The organism is Sorangium sp. So ce448 (assembly GCF_051520915.1).
GTDB lineage: Bacteria > Myxococcota_A > Polyangia > Polyangiales > Polyangiaceae > Sorangium > Sorangium cellulosum_B.
Genome location: NZ_CP150343.1, coordinates 7,493,817 through 7,509,466 on the forward strand (window position 1 = coordinate 7,493,817; position 15,650 = coordinate 7,509,466).

The following is a 15,650-nucleotide window of genomic DNA, read 5'->3' on the forward strand; positions in this document are numbered from 1 at the left end:
TCCTTGCGCGGTGCCGTGACGCGCCGTCCAACACCGGCAGTGACCGAACGTGAAGGGACGCCCGCCCCGTTTCCCATTTCAAAAAAGCCACCTGACCTCAAAACGATGCGGACAGCCCTCCTTGCCCGCCCCTCCCCAGATCGCCCCCGCAGATCGCAGAGCGGCGCTCTCCCGCACAGGACACGGGCCCAGATCGGCGTTTTCGGTACGGAAACGCGCTCAAGTGCGCTGAGCACCGACAGCGTAGAGCTGGGTCCGACTCCGAAGCGGGAGCGCTCCGCTCAAATGCCGTCCACCAGAGGTCCGGAGAGAGAGAATTCAACGCAAAGGCGCCAAGACGCAAAGGCGCAAGAAGAACAAATCCTCGTGTCTTTTTGCGTCTTTGCGCCTTTGCGCCTTTGCGTTGAACTCTCCCTCGGCTCGCGAGGCAGATCCCTGGCAGGACTTCTGCCCCGCGGTCTAGTGAGTGGTGAAGGAGCGGAGTCGGGGTACGTGCGGGCTCGACGGATAGGCGAGGAGGAACGCCGACGCGCGCTGCGCTGCCGCCGCGCGATCGCCGCTCTGCCAGAGCGCCTCGATGGTGAGCGCCTCGCGCTCCTGCGCCAGCGCGCCGCCGGGGAAGCGGAGCCGCGCCTGCTCGGCGATCCTCAGCGCGCCGGAGGCGTCGCCGCGCCGGAGCGCCGCGCGCGCGTCGCCGAGGAGCGTCAGCTCCTCACGCAGCCGGCTCTCCCGCAACCCCGGGCTGGACGCGCCCTCCGCGCCGAGCTCCGCGCCTGTGGCCTCGGGCGCGGGCGCCGCTTCGAGGACGTCCGCCCCGGTCGCGGGCCGCGCGCTCGCGGCGCGCTCCGGTAGCGGCGCGCCCGGGCTCGCGGGCGTCGCGGCCGCGCGGGGGCCGGTCCGCGCGGGTGACCTGTCCGGCAGCGGCGCATTGGCCGGCGGAAGCGGCCTGGATCGCAGCGGCGCCTCGACCGGCGGCGGCTCGGCGGGTGCCGGCTCGACAGACGGCAGCGCGGCGGGCGCCGGCTCGACAGGCGGCGGCGCGGCAGGTGCCGGCTCGGCCTGCGCGGCAGGCCCGCGGCCCTCCTGCGGCGAAACCGGCGCGGATACCGGCGCCGCGACGGCCTCCGCGGCCTCGACGATCCGAGCCGGCGGCGCCTCGCTCGACGGAGCCACGACGACATAGCCGGCGACGATCAGGCCCCCGCAGGCGGCGCCGAACAGCATCGCCTTCAGGATACCCGCCGCGCCCGCCGCCGCGCCCGCCGCCGCGGCCGCGCCGCCGGTGACCGCCGCGCCGGCAGCGCCGGCGCCCGCCGCTGCGGATACCACCTTGCCCGCGGACACGGCCGCGGCGATCTCGCCAGCGCCCGCGCTCGCCGCGCCGCCCGCGCTCGCCGTACCGCCCCCGTTCACCGGGAGCGCCCCTCCCGCGGCGCCTTGCGCCCCTCCGAGCGCGGCGGCTCCGGCGAGGCCGATCTGCGCGGCCATCGCGGCCCACACCCGCTCCTGCGCCCCGTCGGGCGGGTCCGCCGACGGCGCTGCCCGCAGGAGCTCCCGCTCCGTCTCGAGCGCGTTCGCCTCGGCGTCGAGCCAGCGCACCGGATCGCTCATCGCTCCCCTCCTGCGCGCTTCCAGACGGGTTGCCGCTCCACCTCCGGCAGCGGAAGGACGACCGAGGGATGCCCCTCGGGCACCGGCGCGGCCTCGATGGCCGCCTTCAACACGGGCTGCGACCGCATGACCCGGGGCCCGCCCACGTGGAACTCGTCGCGCGCCTTCAGGCGCGCGACGGCGCGGCGAAACGCATCGCGGGCGAGGCGGAGGCGCGAGTAGACGGTCCCCAGCGGGACGTCGAGCAGCTCGGCGACCTCCTCGCCGCCCATGCCGTCGAGCTCGAAGAGCGTGAACACGGCGCGCTGATCGAGGGGCAGCTCGTCGAGGATCGCCTCGAGCAGCGTGATCGCCTGCCGCCGCTCCGCCTCCGCGCCGACGTCGGCCCGGTCATCGGCGCAGTCGAGCAGCGGCTCGTCGTCATGAGCGCGCCGCCTCATATGCGCGAGCTTGCGCCGGTCACGGGCGGCGTGAAAGCAGATGCTGTAGAGCCAGGTCGTAATTTTCGACCTTCCCTCGAACTCGGACAACCGCCGATGGACGACCAGGAACACGTCCTGGACCGCGTCCGCGACGTCGCTCTCGGGCACGCCGAGGCGTCGCAGCGACCGCCACACGAACCGGAAGTGCTGCGCATAGACCTCTCCGAAGGTCATCCTGTCCTGCCGCTTCTCGCCATGCCCATCGCCTCCGTGGCGGGTCCCGTGGCTCGCCATCAAAAAATCGACACGCGGGCGCTCAGGCCGACGAGCAGCCCCACCGGGGAGGGGTCGAGCGCCACGTCCTGCGTCATGGGCGCGCCGGCCTCGCCGCCCGCGCGGCGCTCGACCGTGAAGCGCGCCCGCGCGACCGGCGCGAGGAGCGTCGCGCGCGCGGACCAGCCCAGCGCGCTGGAGCCGAGGAGGGTCCCTTCCGCGACGGCCGAGCCGCCGAGGGCGAACCAGGGCGCGGAGGCCTCGCGGTCCGGGGCGAACCCCTTGCCGGCGCCGTACACGGCGCCCAGCACCGCCGCCGCGCAGGCCGAGAGCCGGAGGCCGTCGAGATCGCCGGCGATCGTCGCGCAGCCGCGCGCCGTGGCGGCGCCGAGCCCGAGGGAGACGACGCCCGGCGCGAGCTCGGTGTCCTGGGGAGGCAGCCATACCCCACCGACGCCTGCGGACCATGCGCGGCGCCGCAGGGAGACCTCGGCGATCGCGGCCGCCCGGAAGGGATCGAGCATGCCCACGGTCTGCGCGGCGCCGAGCTCCATCGAGACGTCCCCGCGCGCCGCCCGAGGCGGAGGACGCGGCGGCGCGGGCGCCGCAGGAGCCGGCGCGGGCGCGACAGCGGCGGGCGCAGGCGCGGGCCCTGCCGGCGCGGGCGCAGGCGCGACAGGGGCCGGCGCAGGCGGATCGCTGTCGAGCAGGATGGCGAGGGTCAGCGCCACCGCCTCGACGAGCTCGCCGCACGAGGCCCCCACCTCGGACGAGAGCTGCCGGGTGCGACCACCTGCCTGAAGAACGGCTGTGTAGGCGGCGCCGTCGCGGAGAAAGTGGACCTCGAGCTCAGCCGCCCCGTCCGCGCTCGCCAGGGCGCCGCCCGCGTTCGCTGACGTGTCGCCAGGAGGGGCGCCGCCCGCGTTCGCCGGCGTGTCGCCGGCAGGGGCGCCGTCGCCTGTGGGAGGGCCGGCGGTGCTCACGGGGTCGAGAGCCCGCCTCTCCATCACGCGTTCGACCGCGACTACGAGCGACGGCGCGTCCGGGCAGTCGGCCGCAGCGGGCGCCCGCTGGACCGCGAGCCGCGGGAGCGGGGCAGCCACGACGACGCTCGGCCAACCGAGGGACAAGGCGCACACGGCCAGGACGCACGGCGCGCCCCTGCGCGAGGGATGAGGGCAGGTCACAGGATGCCTCCCATTACTGCAAGGAACGGCGCAAGCGGAATTAGGACGCGCAGAGCGCTGTGGCCTTGGGCGAAATCGCTGCGAGGGCGAGACCGCCAGACGGCCGGGCCCCCGGCGCCTGCGGGAGACGCCGGTCGCGACGGCGCGCGTCTCATGGCGGAGGCGTCACCGCCTGCCACGCCGGAGCGCACGACGCCGCCGCCCGTGGCGCGGCCCAGCGACCGATCGAACGACGGCGACGCCGGTCGCGAGCGCGGCACAGGATCGGATAGAGTGCGCCGCATGAACTCCTACGAGCTGGTGACGTGCGCGAGCTGTTATGGCGAAGGCGAGATCAACACGGACTCCGGCCCCTATCTGTGCAAGGACTGTCACGGAAACGGCCGCATCCTCCCGACCGGAGAGCAGATCGAGGAGCGCATCCGCGAGATCGAGGTCGAGCTGGAGCGCCACCCCCAGGAGGCGAAGCCGGAGACCCGCTGGCTCGTCTTCGAGCTGCGGCGCACCCGCAAGCTGCTCTGGCAGATCCGGTCGTACTGCGAGGAGGCGCGGAGCGACGCGGACGACGCGATCATCGTCAAGATCCGCGATCTCGCCGACGCGGCCGTCGCCCCGAGGAGCCCTGCGGTGCCGCGGGAGATGCTCCCCGAGGACGCCTGATGCCCGGCTCCGCCGAGGAGCCGGACCCTCGACCCAGGGGAGTTCCCGCGTCCCGCTCGAGCGCGACGCGGGATATTCCAGCGCCTGCCCTCTACCCTGCCCTCCTCGGCGCCGCGTGGGCCGCGCTCGCGCCGCCGGTGCAGCGTCTCCACGCGGGCGGCGTGCGCGCTCGCGGCCGCTTCCGCGTGCGGCGCGGCCGGGGGCTCGCGGCGCGCCTGGTCGCCGGCCTGCTGCGCATGCCGGAGGCGGCCGAGGACGTGGCCGTGACGCTCGCCGTCGAGCCGGCGGGCGACGGGGAGCGGTGGCTCCGCACCTTCGGGGTTCGCCCGCTCTTCTCCTCGCAGTGGCGCGCGGGTGATCTCCTGGTGGAGGGGCTCGGCCTCATCCAGTGCTGGTTCCGGCTCCGCGCCGAGGGCGGAGCGCTCGTGTTCGAGCAGGTGAGGTCGACGCTCGGGCTCCGCCGCCTCGGGCTGCCGCTGCCCCGGTGGCTCGCCCCGCGGGTCGAGGGGCGGGCCGGGCCGCTCCAGGACGAGGTCCACGTCGACGTGCGGATCTTCGCGCCGGTCGCCGGGCTGCTCGTGGCGTACGAGGGGCGCGTGGCGAACGAGGCGGGCGGCGAGGCGCCCCCGGCTCACGCCGGCAAGTCCACGCCGGAATCGCCCGCGCTGTCAGCGCCGGAGCCCCACGCGTGATCACGGCGCTCGTGCTCCTCGCCGTGCAGGGCGCGCTCGGCGCCTTCGACACGCTCTATTACCACGAGTGGCGGGCGCGCCTGCCCGGCGGCGTGCCGGGCACGGCGCCCGAGCTTGTCCTCCACGGCGCGCGCGATCTCCTGTACGCGGTGCTCTTCGCCTCCTTGCCGTTCGTGCGCTGGGAGGGGCTGGCCGCGTGGGCGCTCGCGGCGCTGCTCCTCGCGGAGATCGCGATCACGCTCCGCGATTTCGTCGTCGAGGACACGGTCCGGAGGCCGCTCGGCGGCGTCTACCCGGGAGAGCGGGTGATGCACGCCGTGATGGGCATCATTTACGGCGGAGCGCTCGCCCACCTCGTCCCCGAGATCTGGCGCTGGGCGCGCGGCCCCACCGGCTTTTCCCGCTGGGATGCGCCGCTCTCGCTCCGCGTGATCCTGCCGCTCATGGCCGCAGGCGTGCTGCTCTCGGGGCTGCGCGACCTCGGCGCCGCCTGCGGGCCTCGCTGGCTGCGCTTCCCGTGGGGGCGCGCGTGAGCCGCCGCCCGCGCCGCGCGCGCCGCCTGACGCGCCGTCAGCCCTTCACCGCGCCCGCCGTGAGCCCCGCGAGGATCCGCCGCTGGAAGACCAGCGTCAGCACCACGAGCGGCACGGTCACGACGATGGAGGCCGCCATGGTCTGCCCCCAGGGGATCTCGTAGAGCCCGCTGCTCGTCGTCGAGAACGCCTGGATCGCGTAGGTCACGGTGCGCTTGTCCGGCGTCTGGGTGAAGGAGAGCGCGAACAGGAACTCGTTCCAGGCGGCGATGAAGGCGAGGATGCCCGTCGTCGCCATCCCGGGGACCGAGAGCGGCAGCATGACCCGGGTGAACACCTGCCAGTGCGTCGCGCCGTCGACGTAGGCCGCCTCCTCGATCTCGCGCGGGATCGCCTTCATGAAGCCCGTCAGCACCCACACCGTGAAGGGAAGCGTGAAGATGAGGTATGTCAGGATCAGCGCGGGGAGCTGGTTGTACAGCTTGAAGAAGTTGATCATCTGGAACAGGGCGCCGAGGACGGCGATCTGCGGAAAGATGGTCATCCCCAGGACCACGTAGAGCACGAGGCTGCGCCCGCGGAAGCGGAACCTCCCCAGCGCGTAGGCGGCCAGCGAGCCCACGGCGAGCGAGACCGCCGTGACCGAGACGGCGACGATCACGCTGTTCAGGAGCGCCGTCTGGAACTCGCCGTTCGCCAGCACGAGGCGGTAGTTGTCGAGCGTCGCGCGGCCGGGCCAGTAGCGGACCGGGGTCGTGAAGAGCTCGTCGTCGGGCTTGATGGAGGAGACGAACGCCCAGACGAACGGGAAGACGGTGAACACGAGCACCGCGGCGACGAGCAGGTAGAGCAGGGCCCGCAAGGCGCCCTGTCCCGGCGAACGGCGCCGCCCTGCGCCTCGCGGAGCGCCGCTCATCTCACACCTCCTCGGCGCGGAACACCGCGAGATAGATCATGATGAACACCGCGATGATGAGGAAGAGCGCGACGGAGATCGCCGAGCCGTAGCCGATGTCCGAGACGCTGACGAGGGTCTGCTGCGCGTAGGTCGCCATGGTCTGCATGTCCGGCCGGTTGCCGAACATGACGAAGAAGACGTCGAACACCCGGAGCGCGTCGAGCGTGCGGAAGATGAGCGCGACCAGCATCGCGGGCCTGAGGAGCGGCAGCGTGATCCGGGTGAACTGCTGGAGCGCCGTCGCGCCGTCGACCCGCGCGGCCTCGTAGAGATCGTGCGGGATGAGCTGCAGCCCGGCGAGGAGGAGGAGCGCCATGAACGGCGTCGTCTTCCAGACGTCGATGAGCGCCACGGCCCAGAACGACACCGCAGGATCGGCGACGAAGGCGATGTTGCGGTCCAGGACGCCGAGCTGGTTGACGAGCAGGTCGTTGAAGACGCCGTAGACGTCGTTGTACATCCACTTCCACATCTGGGCCGAGATGACGGTCGGTATGGCCCAGGGGATGAGCATGGCCGCGCGCACCGCCGAGCGCCCCTTGAAGCGGGAGTTGACGACGAGCGCGACGCCGAGCCCGAGGGCGAGCTCGCCGAGCACGGTGACGACCGTGAAGAGCACCGTGAGCAGGACCGCGTCGTGGAAGTAGCTGTCCTGCGCGAGATCGACGTAGTTCTGCGCCCCGATGATCCTGGCCGGCTCCCCGGTGCCGAGGCGCGCGTTCGTGAAGCTCAGGTAGAACGTCTCGGCGAGGGGGTAGAGGGCGATGAACGCGACGACCGCGAGCGTCGGCAGGAGGAACAGCCACGCGCGCCGCTGCCGCCTCGCGTCGAGCGACGGGTGGTCTGGAGGGGCCGCCGCGCTCGTGGCCGCTGGGTTCGCCGGCATGCTCATGGGAAATCCGTTCTCGCGAGGTGGTGTGGCCGGGAGATCTCGTGGGCCGCGCCGCGCGCCGCGCGCCGCGCGCCACGCAACCGCCAGGCGAGGCGCGCGAGGGCGGCGCGCGGTGTCAGCGAAGCGCGCGCGTGAGCCGCTGCTCCACCTGCCCGAGCACCGCCTTCGGCTCCTTGCCCTGCAGGACCTGGCTCACCCCCTGGAAGAAGGCGATCGACGCCTCGTTGTACCGGGCGCCGGTGCTGTTCGACGGGCGCGGCACGAGCGCGATGTCCTTCGCGCTCGCCAGGAAGGGCAGCGACTTCACCACCTCCGCGTCCTGCTGCACCGATCGGATCGTCGGGAGGAAGGAGCCCGCGGTCGCGCGGAACCGCTGCGCCTCGGGGCTCGTCATGTAGCGGACGAGCTCGATCGCCGCGTCCTTGTTCGGTGAGAACTTCGACACAGCGAGCTGCCATCCGCCGATGGTGCCCGCGCTCTTCTGTCCGGGCTCGTGCGGCAGCGGGCCGGCCGCGAACTTGCCCTTGATCGGCGACCGCTCGGCGTTGCCCGCCGCGTAGGCATAAGGCCAGTTGCGCATGAAGGCGGCGTTGCCGCCCTGGAACGCGTTGCGCGCGTCCTCTTCCTCGTAGCTCGTCACGCCGGCGGAGGAGATCGAGCCCACCCAGCCCCTGGCGCGCGCGAGCGCCTTCTGGGCTTCCGGGTTGTTCACGGTGATCTTGCCCTCCTCGATGATCGCGCCGCCGCCGTGGGAGGCGATCCACTCCAGCGCGTTGCAGGTCAGCCCCTCGTAGGCCTTGCCCTGCCAGACGAAGCCGAGGAAGTTCGGGCTCGCCGCCCGCTCGCCGTCCTGGATCTTCTTCGCCATCTGCTCCAGCTCGTCCCACGTCTCCGGCGGCTTCTGATACCCGTACTTCTCCAGAAGATCGGTGCGGTAGTAGAGCAGCCCGAAGTCGGTGAACCACGGCATCGCCACGAGCTTGCCGTCGACCGTGTTGTTCTGGACGATGCTCTCGATGTGCTGCTTCGCCGCCTCGCCGAGCTTCTCGCTCAGATCGACGAGGTTCTGCGCGAAGGCGCCGGGCCAGATGACGTCCAGCATCATGACGTCGACGTCCCCGGACTGCGCCTGGAAGAGGCGCTGGTAGACGGAGTAGGTCTCGGTCGCGTCCTTGGGACGGGGGATGATGGTCACCTCGATGCCGGTGTCCTTCTGGAACTGCTGGATCATCACCCTGTCGAGCTCGGCGCCCACGCCCACCGGCTCGCTGTAATACTTGAGCTTGCTGCCGGCGTATCGCTTCGCCTCGGCGGCGTTCGGCACGGCGGGGGGCTGCGCCTTGATCGCCTTCTCGCCCGGCGCCTCCGACACCGCGGCCGCCGTCGTGGCGGCGGCGCCAGGGGGGTTCTCGCGGGCAGGCGGGCTCTTGTCTCCGCGGCAGGCGCACAGCCCGACGACGAAGAAGATGAGCGCTGCGGTTCGCCATGCGCGGAGATCATGCTGCCGAGTGGGGTCCATCGCAGGATCCTTTCTGAGCTCTGTTCTGGAGAATTTTCGCATTCCCGGTGGCCGGCAGAGCTATCGAGACGCGCCGCTCACGCCCGCGCCGCGAAGGGCGAGTGCCCTCGGCAGCATCGACCAGATGCGCGCTCGGGGGCAAGGGATCGCGCCGCCTCTCCAGGGGTAAAAAGCCCAGGAAAGAGCCGTCGATCACAGACGGGACGGAGCGCGCGCTGATCGGCACTGCTCTGCTCGCTGATCGCTGGCAGCGCAGCAGACGGCGCGCGGCGCGCCGCACGCAACGCATGGCGAGGGCGCGTGGCGCGTGGCGCGTGGTGCGGAGGGCTATGCGCCGCTCGGAGACGCGAAGCGCGCTGGCGGCGAGGTGAGGTGAGACAGCAGCGCTGGCGGCGAGACGCGACACGACGCGCGCCGGCGACGAGATGAGGTGAGACGAAACGCGATGCGCCTGCGTCGCGCGGAGACAACGCGCGCAATACGTGCGCGACCGCGCGCCCGCGCGCCGACGCCGCCACCTCGCCTCGAAGCGCAATTTCAGCGGCAATTCAGCGGTAGGCGCGCGTCGCACGCGCCCTGAACGTGGGCTGCTTTGCGCTTGCGGAGCCTTTCCGGAGGCGGTAGAGCCGATGCTGCGTGGCCGGCGCTCGCGATCCGGCACGGTGCCGCGGGCTCGTGGCCTGCTGGCTCCAGGCTGGTCCTGCCGAGCAGGACGAGCCCGAACCGGCCTGCGCACGGCGGTGCATGACTCCCCTGACGTTCTCCTCCTCGGCCGACGCCCCCCGCCAGGCGGCGCGGCTCGTCGCCCGCACCTTCCGGCTCGACGCCGACACGCTCGCGAAGCTGCCCGGCGGCGTCTCGTCGCTCATGGGAGACGGCGCGCGCGTCTGGCTGCACCCCGGCACCCAGCTGATCGCGCACGGGGTCGCCGCGCGCTTGGAGCTGCCGCACGGCATCGAGGGCGGCGTGGCGTGGATCAAGGAGGCGCTCGCGTCGATCGAGGTCGCCGACGCCGTGGGACGCCCGGGCTGCGGCCCGGTGGCGCTCGGCGCCCTGCCGTTCGACCGGACGGAGCCGGCCGCGCTCGTCGTGCCGGCCCAGATCGTCGGCGCGGCCCCCGACGGGACCGCGTGGGTCACGACCATCGGCGAGGGCGCCGCCCCGGCGCCGCACCTGGAGCGGGCCGAGGGCCACCGGCGCTCGCCCGACAGCTTCACGCTCCGCTCCGCGCTCCCGCACGAGGAGTGGTGCGGGCGCGTCGCGCGCGCGGTGGCCGACATCCAGCAGGGGGCCCTCTCCAAGGTCGTGCTGGCCCGCGCGGTCGACGTCGAGGCGAACCGCCCCATCGTCGTCGAGGAGGTCCTGCGCCGCCTGACCGCGCTCTACCCCTCGTGCGCGATCTTCCACGTCGACGGCTTCCTCGGCGCGAGCCCCGAGCTCCTGCTCTCGCGCCGCGGGCGCGCCGTCTCCTCGCACCCCCTCGCCGGCACCTACGCGGTCTCCGCCGACGTCGACGCCGACCGCCGGTTCGCCGAGGTCCTGCGGCGCTCGGCCAAGGACCAGCGCGAGCACCGCTTCGTGGTCGACGCCGTGGCCGCCGCGCTCGCGCCCGAGTGCGCGTCGCTCGAGGTCCCCAGCGAGCCGTCGATCCTGAGCCTCCGCAACGTGATGCACCTCGGCACCCTGATCCACGGCCAGCTCGCGGAGGCGGCGCCGGACGCCCTCACGCTCGCCGCGCGGCTTCACCCGACGCCCGCCGTGTGCGGCACGCCGCGCCAGGCGGCGGAGGCCTGGCTGGGCGCGCACGAGGGCATCCGGCGCGGGCTCTACGCGGGGCTCGTGGGCTGGGTCGACGCCCGCGGCGACGGCGACTGGTTCATCGGCATCCGCAGCGCCACGGTCGACGGCGCGCGCGCGCGGATGGTCGCAGGCGTCGGGGTCGTCGCGGGCTCGAACCCGGACGCCGAGCTGGTCGAGACGCAGCTCAAGCTCCAGGCCATGCTCGCCGCCATCATCCGCCCCTGATGCCGCGCCCGCCGCCGGGGCGCCTCACCCGAGCCGGGATCCGCGCCGGCTCGCCTGGATTGACGGCCTCGATGCGAGCCCGAAGGCGAGCTTCGCCGTGAAGACACTCCTCATCGACAACTACGACTCGTACACCCACATCCTTGGGCAGTACCTCTGGGAGGTGAGCGGCGAGGAGCCGATCATCGTCAAGAACGACAGCCTCTCGCTCGCCGAGATCGAGGGCCTGGAGCTCGACAGCATCGTCATCTCGCCCGGCCCCGGCCGCCCGGAGCGCCGGGCCGATTTCGGCGTCTGCGCCGAGGTGATCGAGGCCCTCACCGGGACCCCGATCCTCGGCGTCTGCCTTGGCCACCAGGGGCTCGCGGCGCGCTTCGGCGGGCGCGTCGAGCACGCCCCCCGGGTCATGCACGGCAAGATCGTCGAGATCGAGCACGACGGCGCCGGGCTCTTCGAGGGCGTGCCCAGCCCGTTCCAGGTGGTGCGCTACCACTCGCTCATCGTCGGCGACGGCGGACTGCCGGCGGAGATCCAGGTCACCGCGCGCACGCGCGGCGACGGGCTCATCATGGCCCTCAAGATCAAGGACCGGCCGTTCTACGGCGTGCAGTTTCACCCCGAGTCGATCGGCACCGAGCACGGCAAGAGGATCATCCGCAACTTCAGGAATATCGCCATGAACACGCCGCGCGACCGGAGGGGCGCGGCGCTCCACCGGATCGCGCGCGCGCCGGGCCTCTCCGCAGGCGCGCTGGGCGATTGCGCGCCGGGCGCGCTGGCGGGCGCGCGGCGACGCGGGCGCGTGCGTCACCTCCGGCTCCCGTGGGTCGATCCCGAGCGGGCCTTCGCCGGGCTCTTCGCCGCGGCCCCTTATGCCTTCTGGCTCGACTCGAGCGCGACCGGCCGTGACGGGCGCTTCTCGTTCATGGGGAGCGCGACCGAGGCGATCGAGTGCCGCGGCGCCGCCGTGACGCGGTGGAGCGCCGGCGGCCCTGGAGACGCGCTCACCTCGACCACGTCCGAGGGGAGCCCGTTCGCCGCGCTCCGGCGGGAGCTCGCCTCGATATCGCTCGATCCGAGCGGCCTGCCCTTCCACTTCACCGGTGGCCTCGTGGGCTACCTCGGCTACGAGCTCAAGGAGCACCTCGGCTTCGGCGCGTCCGCTCACCCGCGCCGCGCGCTCCCGGACAGCGCGATGATGATCGCGCGGCGGATCCTGGCCTTCGACCATGTCGAGCGCACGGTATACGCGTGCGCGATCGACGCGATCGACGCGATCGACGCGCTCGACGCCGACGAGCCTGCGTCGCCCCCGTCCGGACCGTGGCTGGACGAGATCGCGGCGCGCCTCCAGAGCCTCCCAGCGCTCTCGGAGCCGCTCCTGCCGGCCGTCCCGGAGGGCTTCGCCGACCGGATCGCGCACGCGCCGCGCCTCTCGCGCCGGGAGCACCTCGACGCCATCGAGGCCATCCTCCGCGAGATCCGCGAGGGCGAGACGTACGAGGTGTGCCTCACGAACGAGTTCCACGTGCCGATCTCGCTGGATCCGTTCGCCCTCTACCGCGTCCTGCGCCGCACGAACCCCGCGCAGTTCTCGGCGTTCCTCAGGCTGCCGGAGGGCGCGGTGCTCTCGTCCTCGCCGGAGCGGTTCCTGGCGGTCGACCGGGAGCGGCGGGTGCGCAGCGAGCCCATCAAGGGGACGCGACCGAAGGGCGCCACCGAGGAAGAGACCCTGGCCCTGCGCCGCGATCTCGCGACCAGCGACAAGGACCGCTCCGAGCTCCTCATGATCACCGACCTCGTCCGCAACGACCTCAGCCGCGTCTGCGCGATGGGCTCGATCGACGTCGAAGCGCTCCAGCGGATCACGGAGCACGCGACCCTGTTCCAGCTCTCCTCGGTGGTCACGGGCGCGCTGCGCGAGGGGAAGGGCGCGCTCGACGCGCTCGAGGCGTGCTTCCCCGGCGGGTCCATCACCGGCGCGCCGAAGCACCGGACGATCTCGATCATCGACGCGCTGGAGCGGCGCACGCGGGGCGTGTACACCGGCTCGATCGGGTACCTCGCGTACGAGGGCCCCATGGACATGAACATCGCCATACGGACCCTCGTCGCCGACGGCCGGGGGCTCAGCTTCGGCAGCGGCGGCGCGGTGGTCGCGGAGTCGAGCGCGGAGGCCGAGTACGAGGAGGTCCTCGTCAAGAGCTTCCCCCTGCTCCGCGCCATCTACCTCGCGGAGCGCGCCGCGGACGGCGGTCGAGCGCCCGCGCGGGACGCGCGCGCCACGAGCGCGCAGCGCGGATGACGCGCCCGACGGAACCATGCACGCGGCGAAGATGCCGGTACGGCGCGCATGCCGCGCCGCGTATACTCATCGCACAGAAGGAGACGCGGTCGTGAAACGAGAGAGCAACATTACGCGGAGGGGCGTCGCGGTGCGGCGGACGGTCGAGGACCTCGCCGTCGACGGCGCCATCCAGCCCATCGTCGAGGCGCTCGACAGCCACCTCGGCGTGGTCCTGGCGTCCAGCTACGAGGTCCCGGGCCGGTACACGCGCTGGGACATCGGCTTCGTCGATCCGCCGCTCGTGCTCGTCTCCCGGGGCCGCGACTTCCGGTTCACCGCGCTGAACGAGCGCGGGCGCGTGCTGCTGCCGGCCATCGACGAGGCCCTCCGTGATCTCGACGCTGTCGCGGGCCTCGAGCGGCGCGGCGACGAGGTGGTCGGCGCGGTCCGGCCGCCGGGCGAGCGGGTGCCGGAGGAGCTGCGCAGCCGGCAGCCGTCCATCTTCTCGGTGCTGCGCCGGCTCATCGAGCTCTTCGGGGTCCCCGGCGACCCGCTCTTCGGGCTCTACGGCGCGTTCGCGTACGATCTCGCCTTCCAGTTCGAGCCCATCCGGCTCCGCCTGGAGCGCCCGGCGGATCAGCGGGATCTCGTCCTCTACCTCCCCGACGAGATCATCGCCGTCGACCACCGCCGCGAGCGCGCGACGCGCACGCGCTACGAGCTGAAATACGGCGATCGCTCGACCGAAGGGCTGCCGCGCGAGGGCGCGACGCACGCCTACGTCGGCGCCGACCGCGCGCCCCAGAACGAGTACGCGCCGGGCGAGTACGCCGAGCTCGTCCGGCTGGCGCGCGAGTCCTTCAAGCGGGGCGATCTCTTCGAGGTCGTGCCGGGGCAGACGCTCTTCGAGCCGTGCCCGGTCGCGCCCACCGAGCTGTTTTACCGCCTGCGCGAGCGCAACCCGGCGCCCTATGGCTTCCTGATGAACCTCGGCAACGCCGAGTACCTGATCGGCGCCTCGCCGGAGATGTACGTCCGCGTCGAGGGCAATCGCGTCGAGACCTGCCCCATCTCAGGCACGATCCCGCGCGGCAGCGACCCGCTCGCCGACGCCGCGCAGATCGCGCGCCTGCTCGCGTCCGCGAAGGACGAGTCGGAGCTCACGATGTGCACCGACGTCGACCGCAACGACAAGTCCCGCATCTGCGTGCCGGGGAGCGTCCGGGTGATCGGGCGCCGGCAGATCGAGATGTACTCGCGGCTGATCCACACGGTCGATCACATCGAGGGCCGCCTGCGCGACGGATTCGACGCGCTCGACGCGTTCCTGGCGCACACGTGGGCGGTCACGGTCACGGGGGCGCCGAAGGCCTGGGCCATGCAGTTCATCGAGGATCACGAGCGCTCGCCGCGCGCGTGGTACGGGGCGGCGGTCGGCATCGTCGGCTTCGACGGCAGCATGAACACGGGGCTCACGCTGCGCACGATCCGCGTCAAGGACGGCGTGGCCCAGGTCCGGGTCGGCGCGACGCTGCTCTTCGACTCCGATCCCGACGAGGAGGAGCGCGAGACCCAGGTGAAGGCGTCGGCGCTCCTCGACGCGATCCGGAGGCCGCGCGGCGACGCCGCGCCGCCTCCGGCGGCCATCCAGCCGGTGCCTGGCGGCACGCGCAAGGTCCTCCTCGTGGATCACCAGGACTCCTTCGTGCACACGCTGGCCAACTACCTCCGGCAGACGGGCGCCGAGGTGATGACGCTCCGCGCCGGCTTCCCTCACGAGGAGCTCGACGCCTACGCTCCCGACCTCGTTGTGCTCTCACCCGGCCCTGGCACGCCGAGCGATTTCGATCTCTCGGGCACGCTCGCGGCGCTGCTCCAGCGGCGGCTGCCCGTCTTCGGCGTCTGCCTCGGCCTGCAGGGGATGGTCGAGCACTTCGGCGGCAAGCTCGGCGTCCTCGACTACCCGATGCACGGCAAGGCCTCGCAGGTGCGCGTGCTCGGCGGGCGCCTCTTCGAGGGGCTGCCCCGCGAGTTCCGCGCGGGGCGCTACCACTCGCTCTACGCGTTGCGCGACGCGCTCCCTCCGTCGCTGAAGGTCACGGCCGAGACCGAGGATGGGGTCGTGATGGCGATCGAGCACACGGAGCTGCCCCTCGCGGCCGTCCAGTTCCATCCGGAGTCGATCCTGTCGCAGGACGACAACGTGGGGCTCCGGCTCGTGAGGAACGCGGTCACCGAGCTGCAGCGGAGCGCCGGGGGCCTCACGCCGGCTTCATGACCCAACGGACCTGCGCCCCACCCGCGTGGAGGAGGGGCGCACTCCCTCGCTCGGAGCCGGGCGTCGAGCCAGAGTCCGCTCTTCCTGGCTGGAGGATTGCTGATCTTCCGAAGGGCGATGAGGGCGTGACCGATCCGCGTCAGGCCACAAAATGAAAAAGCGCCGCCGGGGCCTTGGGGGGGGAAAGGCCACGCCAGCGACGCTGAACCAGAATGTCAGCATGAGGCGTGCCATCGCGCACTTCCGTCAGGGTCGGGCATTTCGCATGGATGTCCTGGGCGTTCATTTCGGTTCTGCACGAACAGCGCTGCAC

General features: G+C 72.6%; 12 protein-coding genes. 6 read left to right on the forward strand and 6 right to left on the reverse strand.

The features are described from left to right. Positions 1–459 precede the first annotated feature (459 nt). The 3 genes from WMF45_RS28340 to WMF45_RS28350 are packed head-to-tail and all read right to left on the reverse strand — an operon-like array spanning position 460 to position 3,409. Positions 460–1,611, reverse strand: a complete 1,152-nt coding sequence (locus WMF45_RS28340; RefSeq protein ID WP_437707724.1) for a hypothetical protein — start codon at positions 1,609–1,611, stop codon at positions 460–462. Then, positions 1,608–2,267 carry an RNA polymerase sigma factor gene (locus tag WMF45_RS28345; RefSeq protein ID WP_437707726.1) on the reverse strand — a complete coding sequence of 220 codons (660 nt, stop codon included), beginning with the start codon at positions 2,265–2,267 and terminating at the stop codon, positions 1,608–1,610. The genes WMF45_RS28340 and WMF45_RS28345 overlap by 4 nt, the downstream gene beginning before the upstream one ends. Positions 2,268–2,326: 59 nt before the next feature. Beyond that, positions 2,327–3,409: a hypothetical protein gene (locus WMF45_RS28350; RefSeq protein WP_437707728.1), complete on the reverse strand. Its 1,083-nt coding sequence runs from the start codon at positions 3,407–3,409 to the stop codon at positions 2,327–2,329. A 366-nt stretch (positions 3,410–3,775) separates the two neighbouring features. On the opposite strand from WMF45_RS28350, the gene WMF45_RS28355 reads away from it, so the two are divergent. From WMF45_RS28355 to WMF45_RS28365, 3 genes are read left to right on the forward strand one after another with little or no spacing between them, the layout of a single operon-like run. Continuing rightward, positions 3,776–4,153 (forward strand): hypothetical protein, encoded by a 378-nt coding sequence (locus WMF45_RS28355; RefSeq protein ID WP_157906907.1) that lies wholly within the window; start codon positions 3,776–3,778, stop codon positions 4,151–4,153. After that, complete coding sequence (locus tag WMF45_RS28360) at positions 4,153–4,845, forward strand: DUF4166 domain-containing protein (RefSeq protein ID WP_437707730.1); 693 nt, start codon at positions 4,153–4,155, stop codon at positions 4,843–4,845. The genes WMF45_RS28355 and WMF45_RS28360 overlap by 1 nt, the downstream gene beginning before the upstream one ends. Continuing rightward, positions 4,842–5,378, forward strand: coding sequence for a hypothetical protein (locus WMF45_RS28365; protein WP_437292931.1), 537 nt, complete (start codon positions 4,842–4,844; stop codon positions 5,376–5,378). The genes WMF45_RS28360 and WMF45_RS28365 overlap by 4 nt, the downstream gene beginning before the upstream one ends. A gap of 37 nt (positions 5,379–5,415) precedes the next feature. Here WMF45_RS28365 and WMF45_RS28370 read toward each other — a convergent pair whose 3' ends face one another. The 3 genes from WMF45_RS28370 to WMF45_RS28380 all read right to left on the reverse strand — a co-directional run bounded on the left by WMF45_RS28370 (position 5,416) and on the right by WMF45_RS28380 (position 8,747). Continuing rightward, entirely contained in the window at positions 5,416–6,294 is an 879-nt protein-coding gene (locus WMF45_RS28370) for a carbohydrate ABC transporter permease (RefSeq protein ID WP_437707732.1), read from the reverse strand. Position 6,295: 1 nt separating this feature from the next. Next, the gene (locus WMF45_RS28375; RefSeq protein ID WP_437707734.1) at positions 6,296–7,228 is read right to left on the reverse strand and encodes a carbohydrate ABC transporter permease; all 933 of its coding nucleotides are present in this window, start codon (positions 7,226–7,228) and stop codon (positions 6,296–6,298) included. A 115-nt stretch (positions 7,229–7,343) separates the two neighbouring features. Further along, positions 7,344–8,747 carry an ABC transporter substrate-binding protein gene (locus WMF45_RS28380; protein ID WP_437541524.1) on the reverse strand — a complete coding sequence of 468 codons (1,404 nt, stop codon included), beginning with the start codon at positions 8,745–8,747 and terminating at the stop codon, positions 7,344–7,346. 744 nt (positions 8,748–9,491) lie between these two features. Here WMF45_RS28380 and WMF45_RS28385 point away from each other — a divergent pair. From WMF45_RS28385 to WMF45_RS28395, 3 genes are all read left to right on the forward strand, one after another. After that, the gene (locus WMF45_RS28385) at positions 9,492–10,772 is read left to right on the forward strand and encodes an isochorismate synthase (RefSeq protein WP_437707736.1); all 1,281 of its coding nucleotides are present in this window, start codon (positions 9,492–9,494) and stop codon (positions 10,770–10,772) included. A gap of 97 nt (positions 10,773–10,869) precedes the next feature. Continuing rightward, the gene (gene pabB, locus WMF45_RS28390) at positions 10,870–13,077 is read left to right on the forward strand and encodes an aminodeoxychorismate synthase component I (protein WP_437707737.1); all 2,208 of its coding nucleotides are present in this window, start codon (positions 10,870–10,872) and stop codon (positions 13,075–13,077) included. A 31-nt stretch (positions 13,078–13,108) separates the two neighbouring features. Beyond that, positions 13,109–15,337 (forward strand): anthranilate synthase component I, encoded by a 2,229-nt coding sequence (locus WMF45_RS28395; protein WP_437719593.1) that lies wholly within the window; start codon positions 13,109–13,111, stop codon positions 15,335–15,337. The last annotated feature ends 313 nt before the right edge of the window (positions 15,338–15,650 follow it).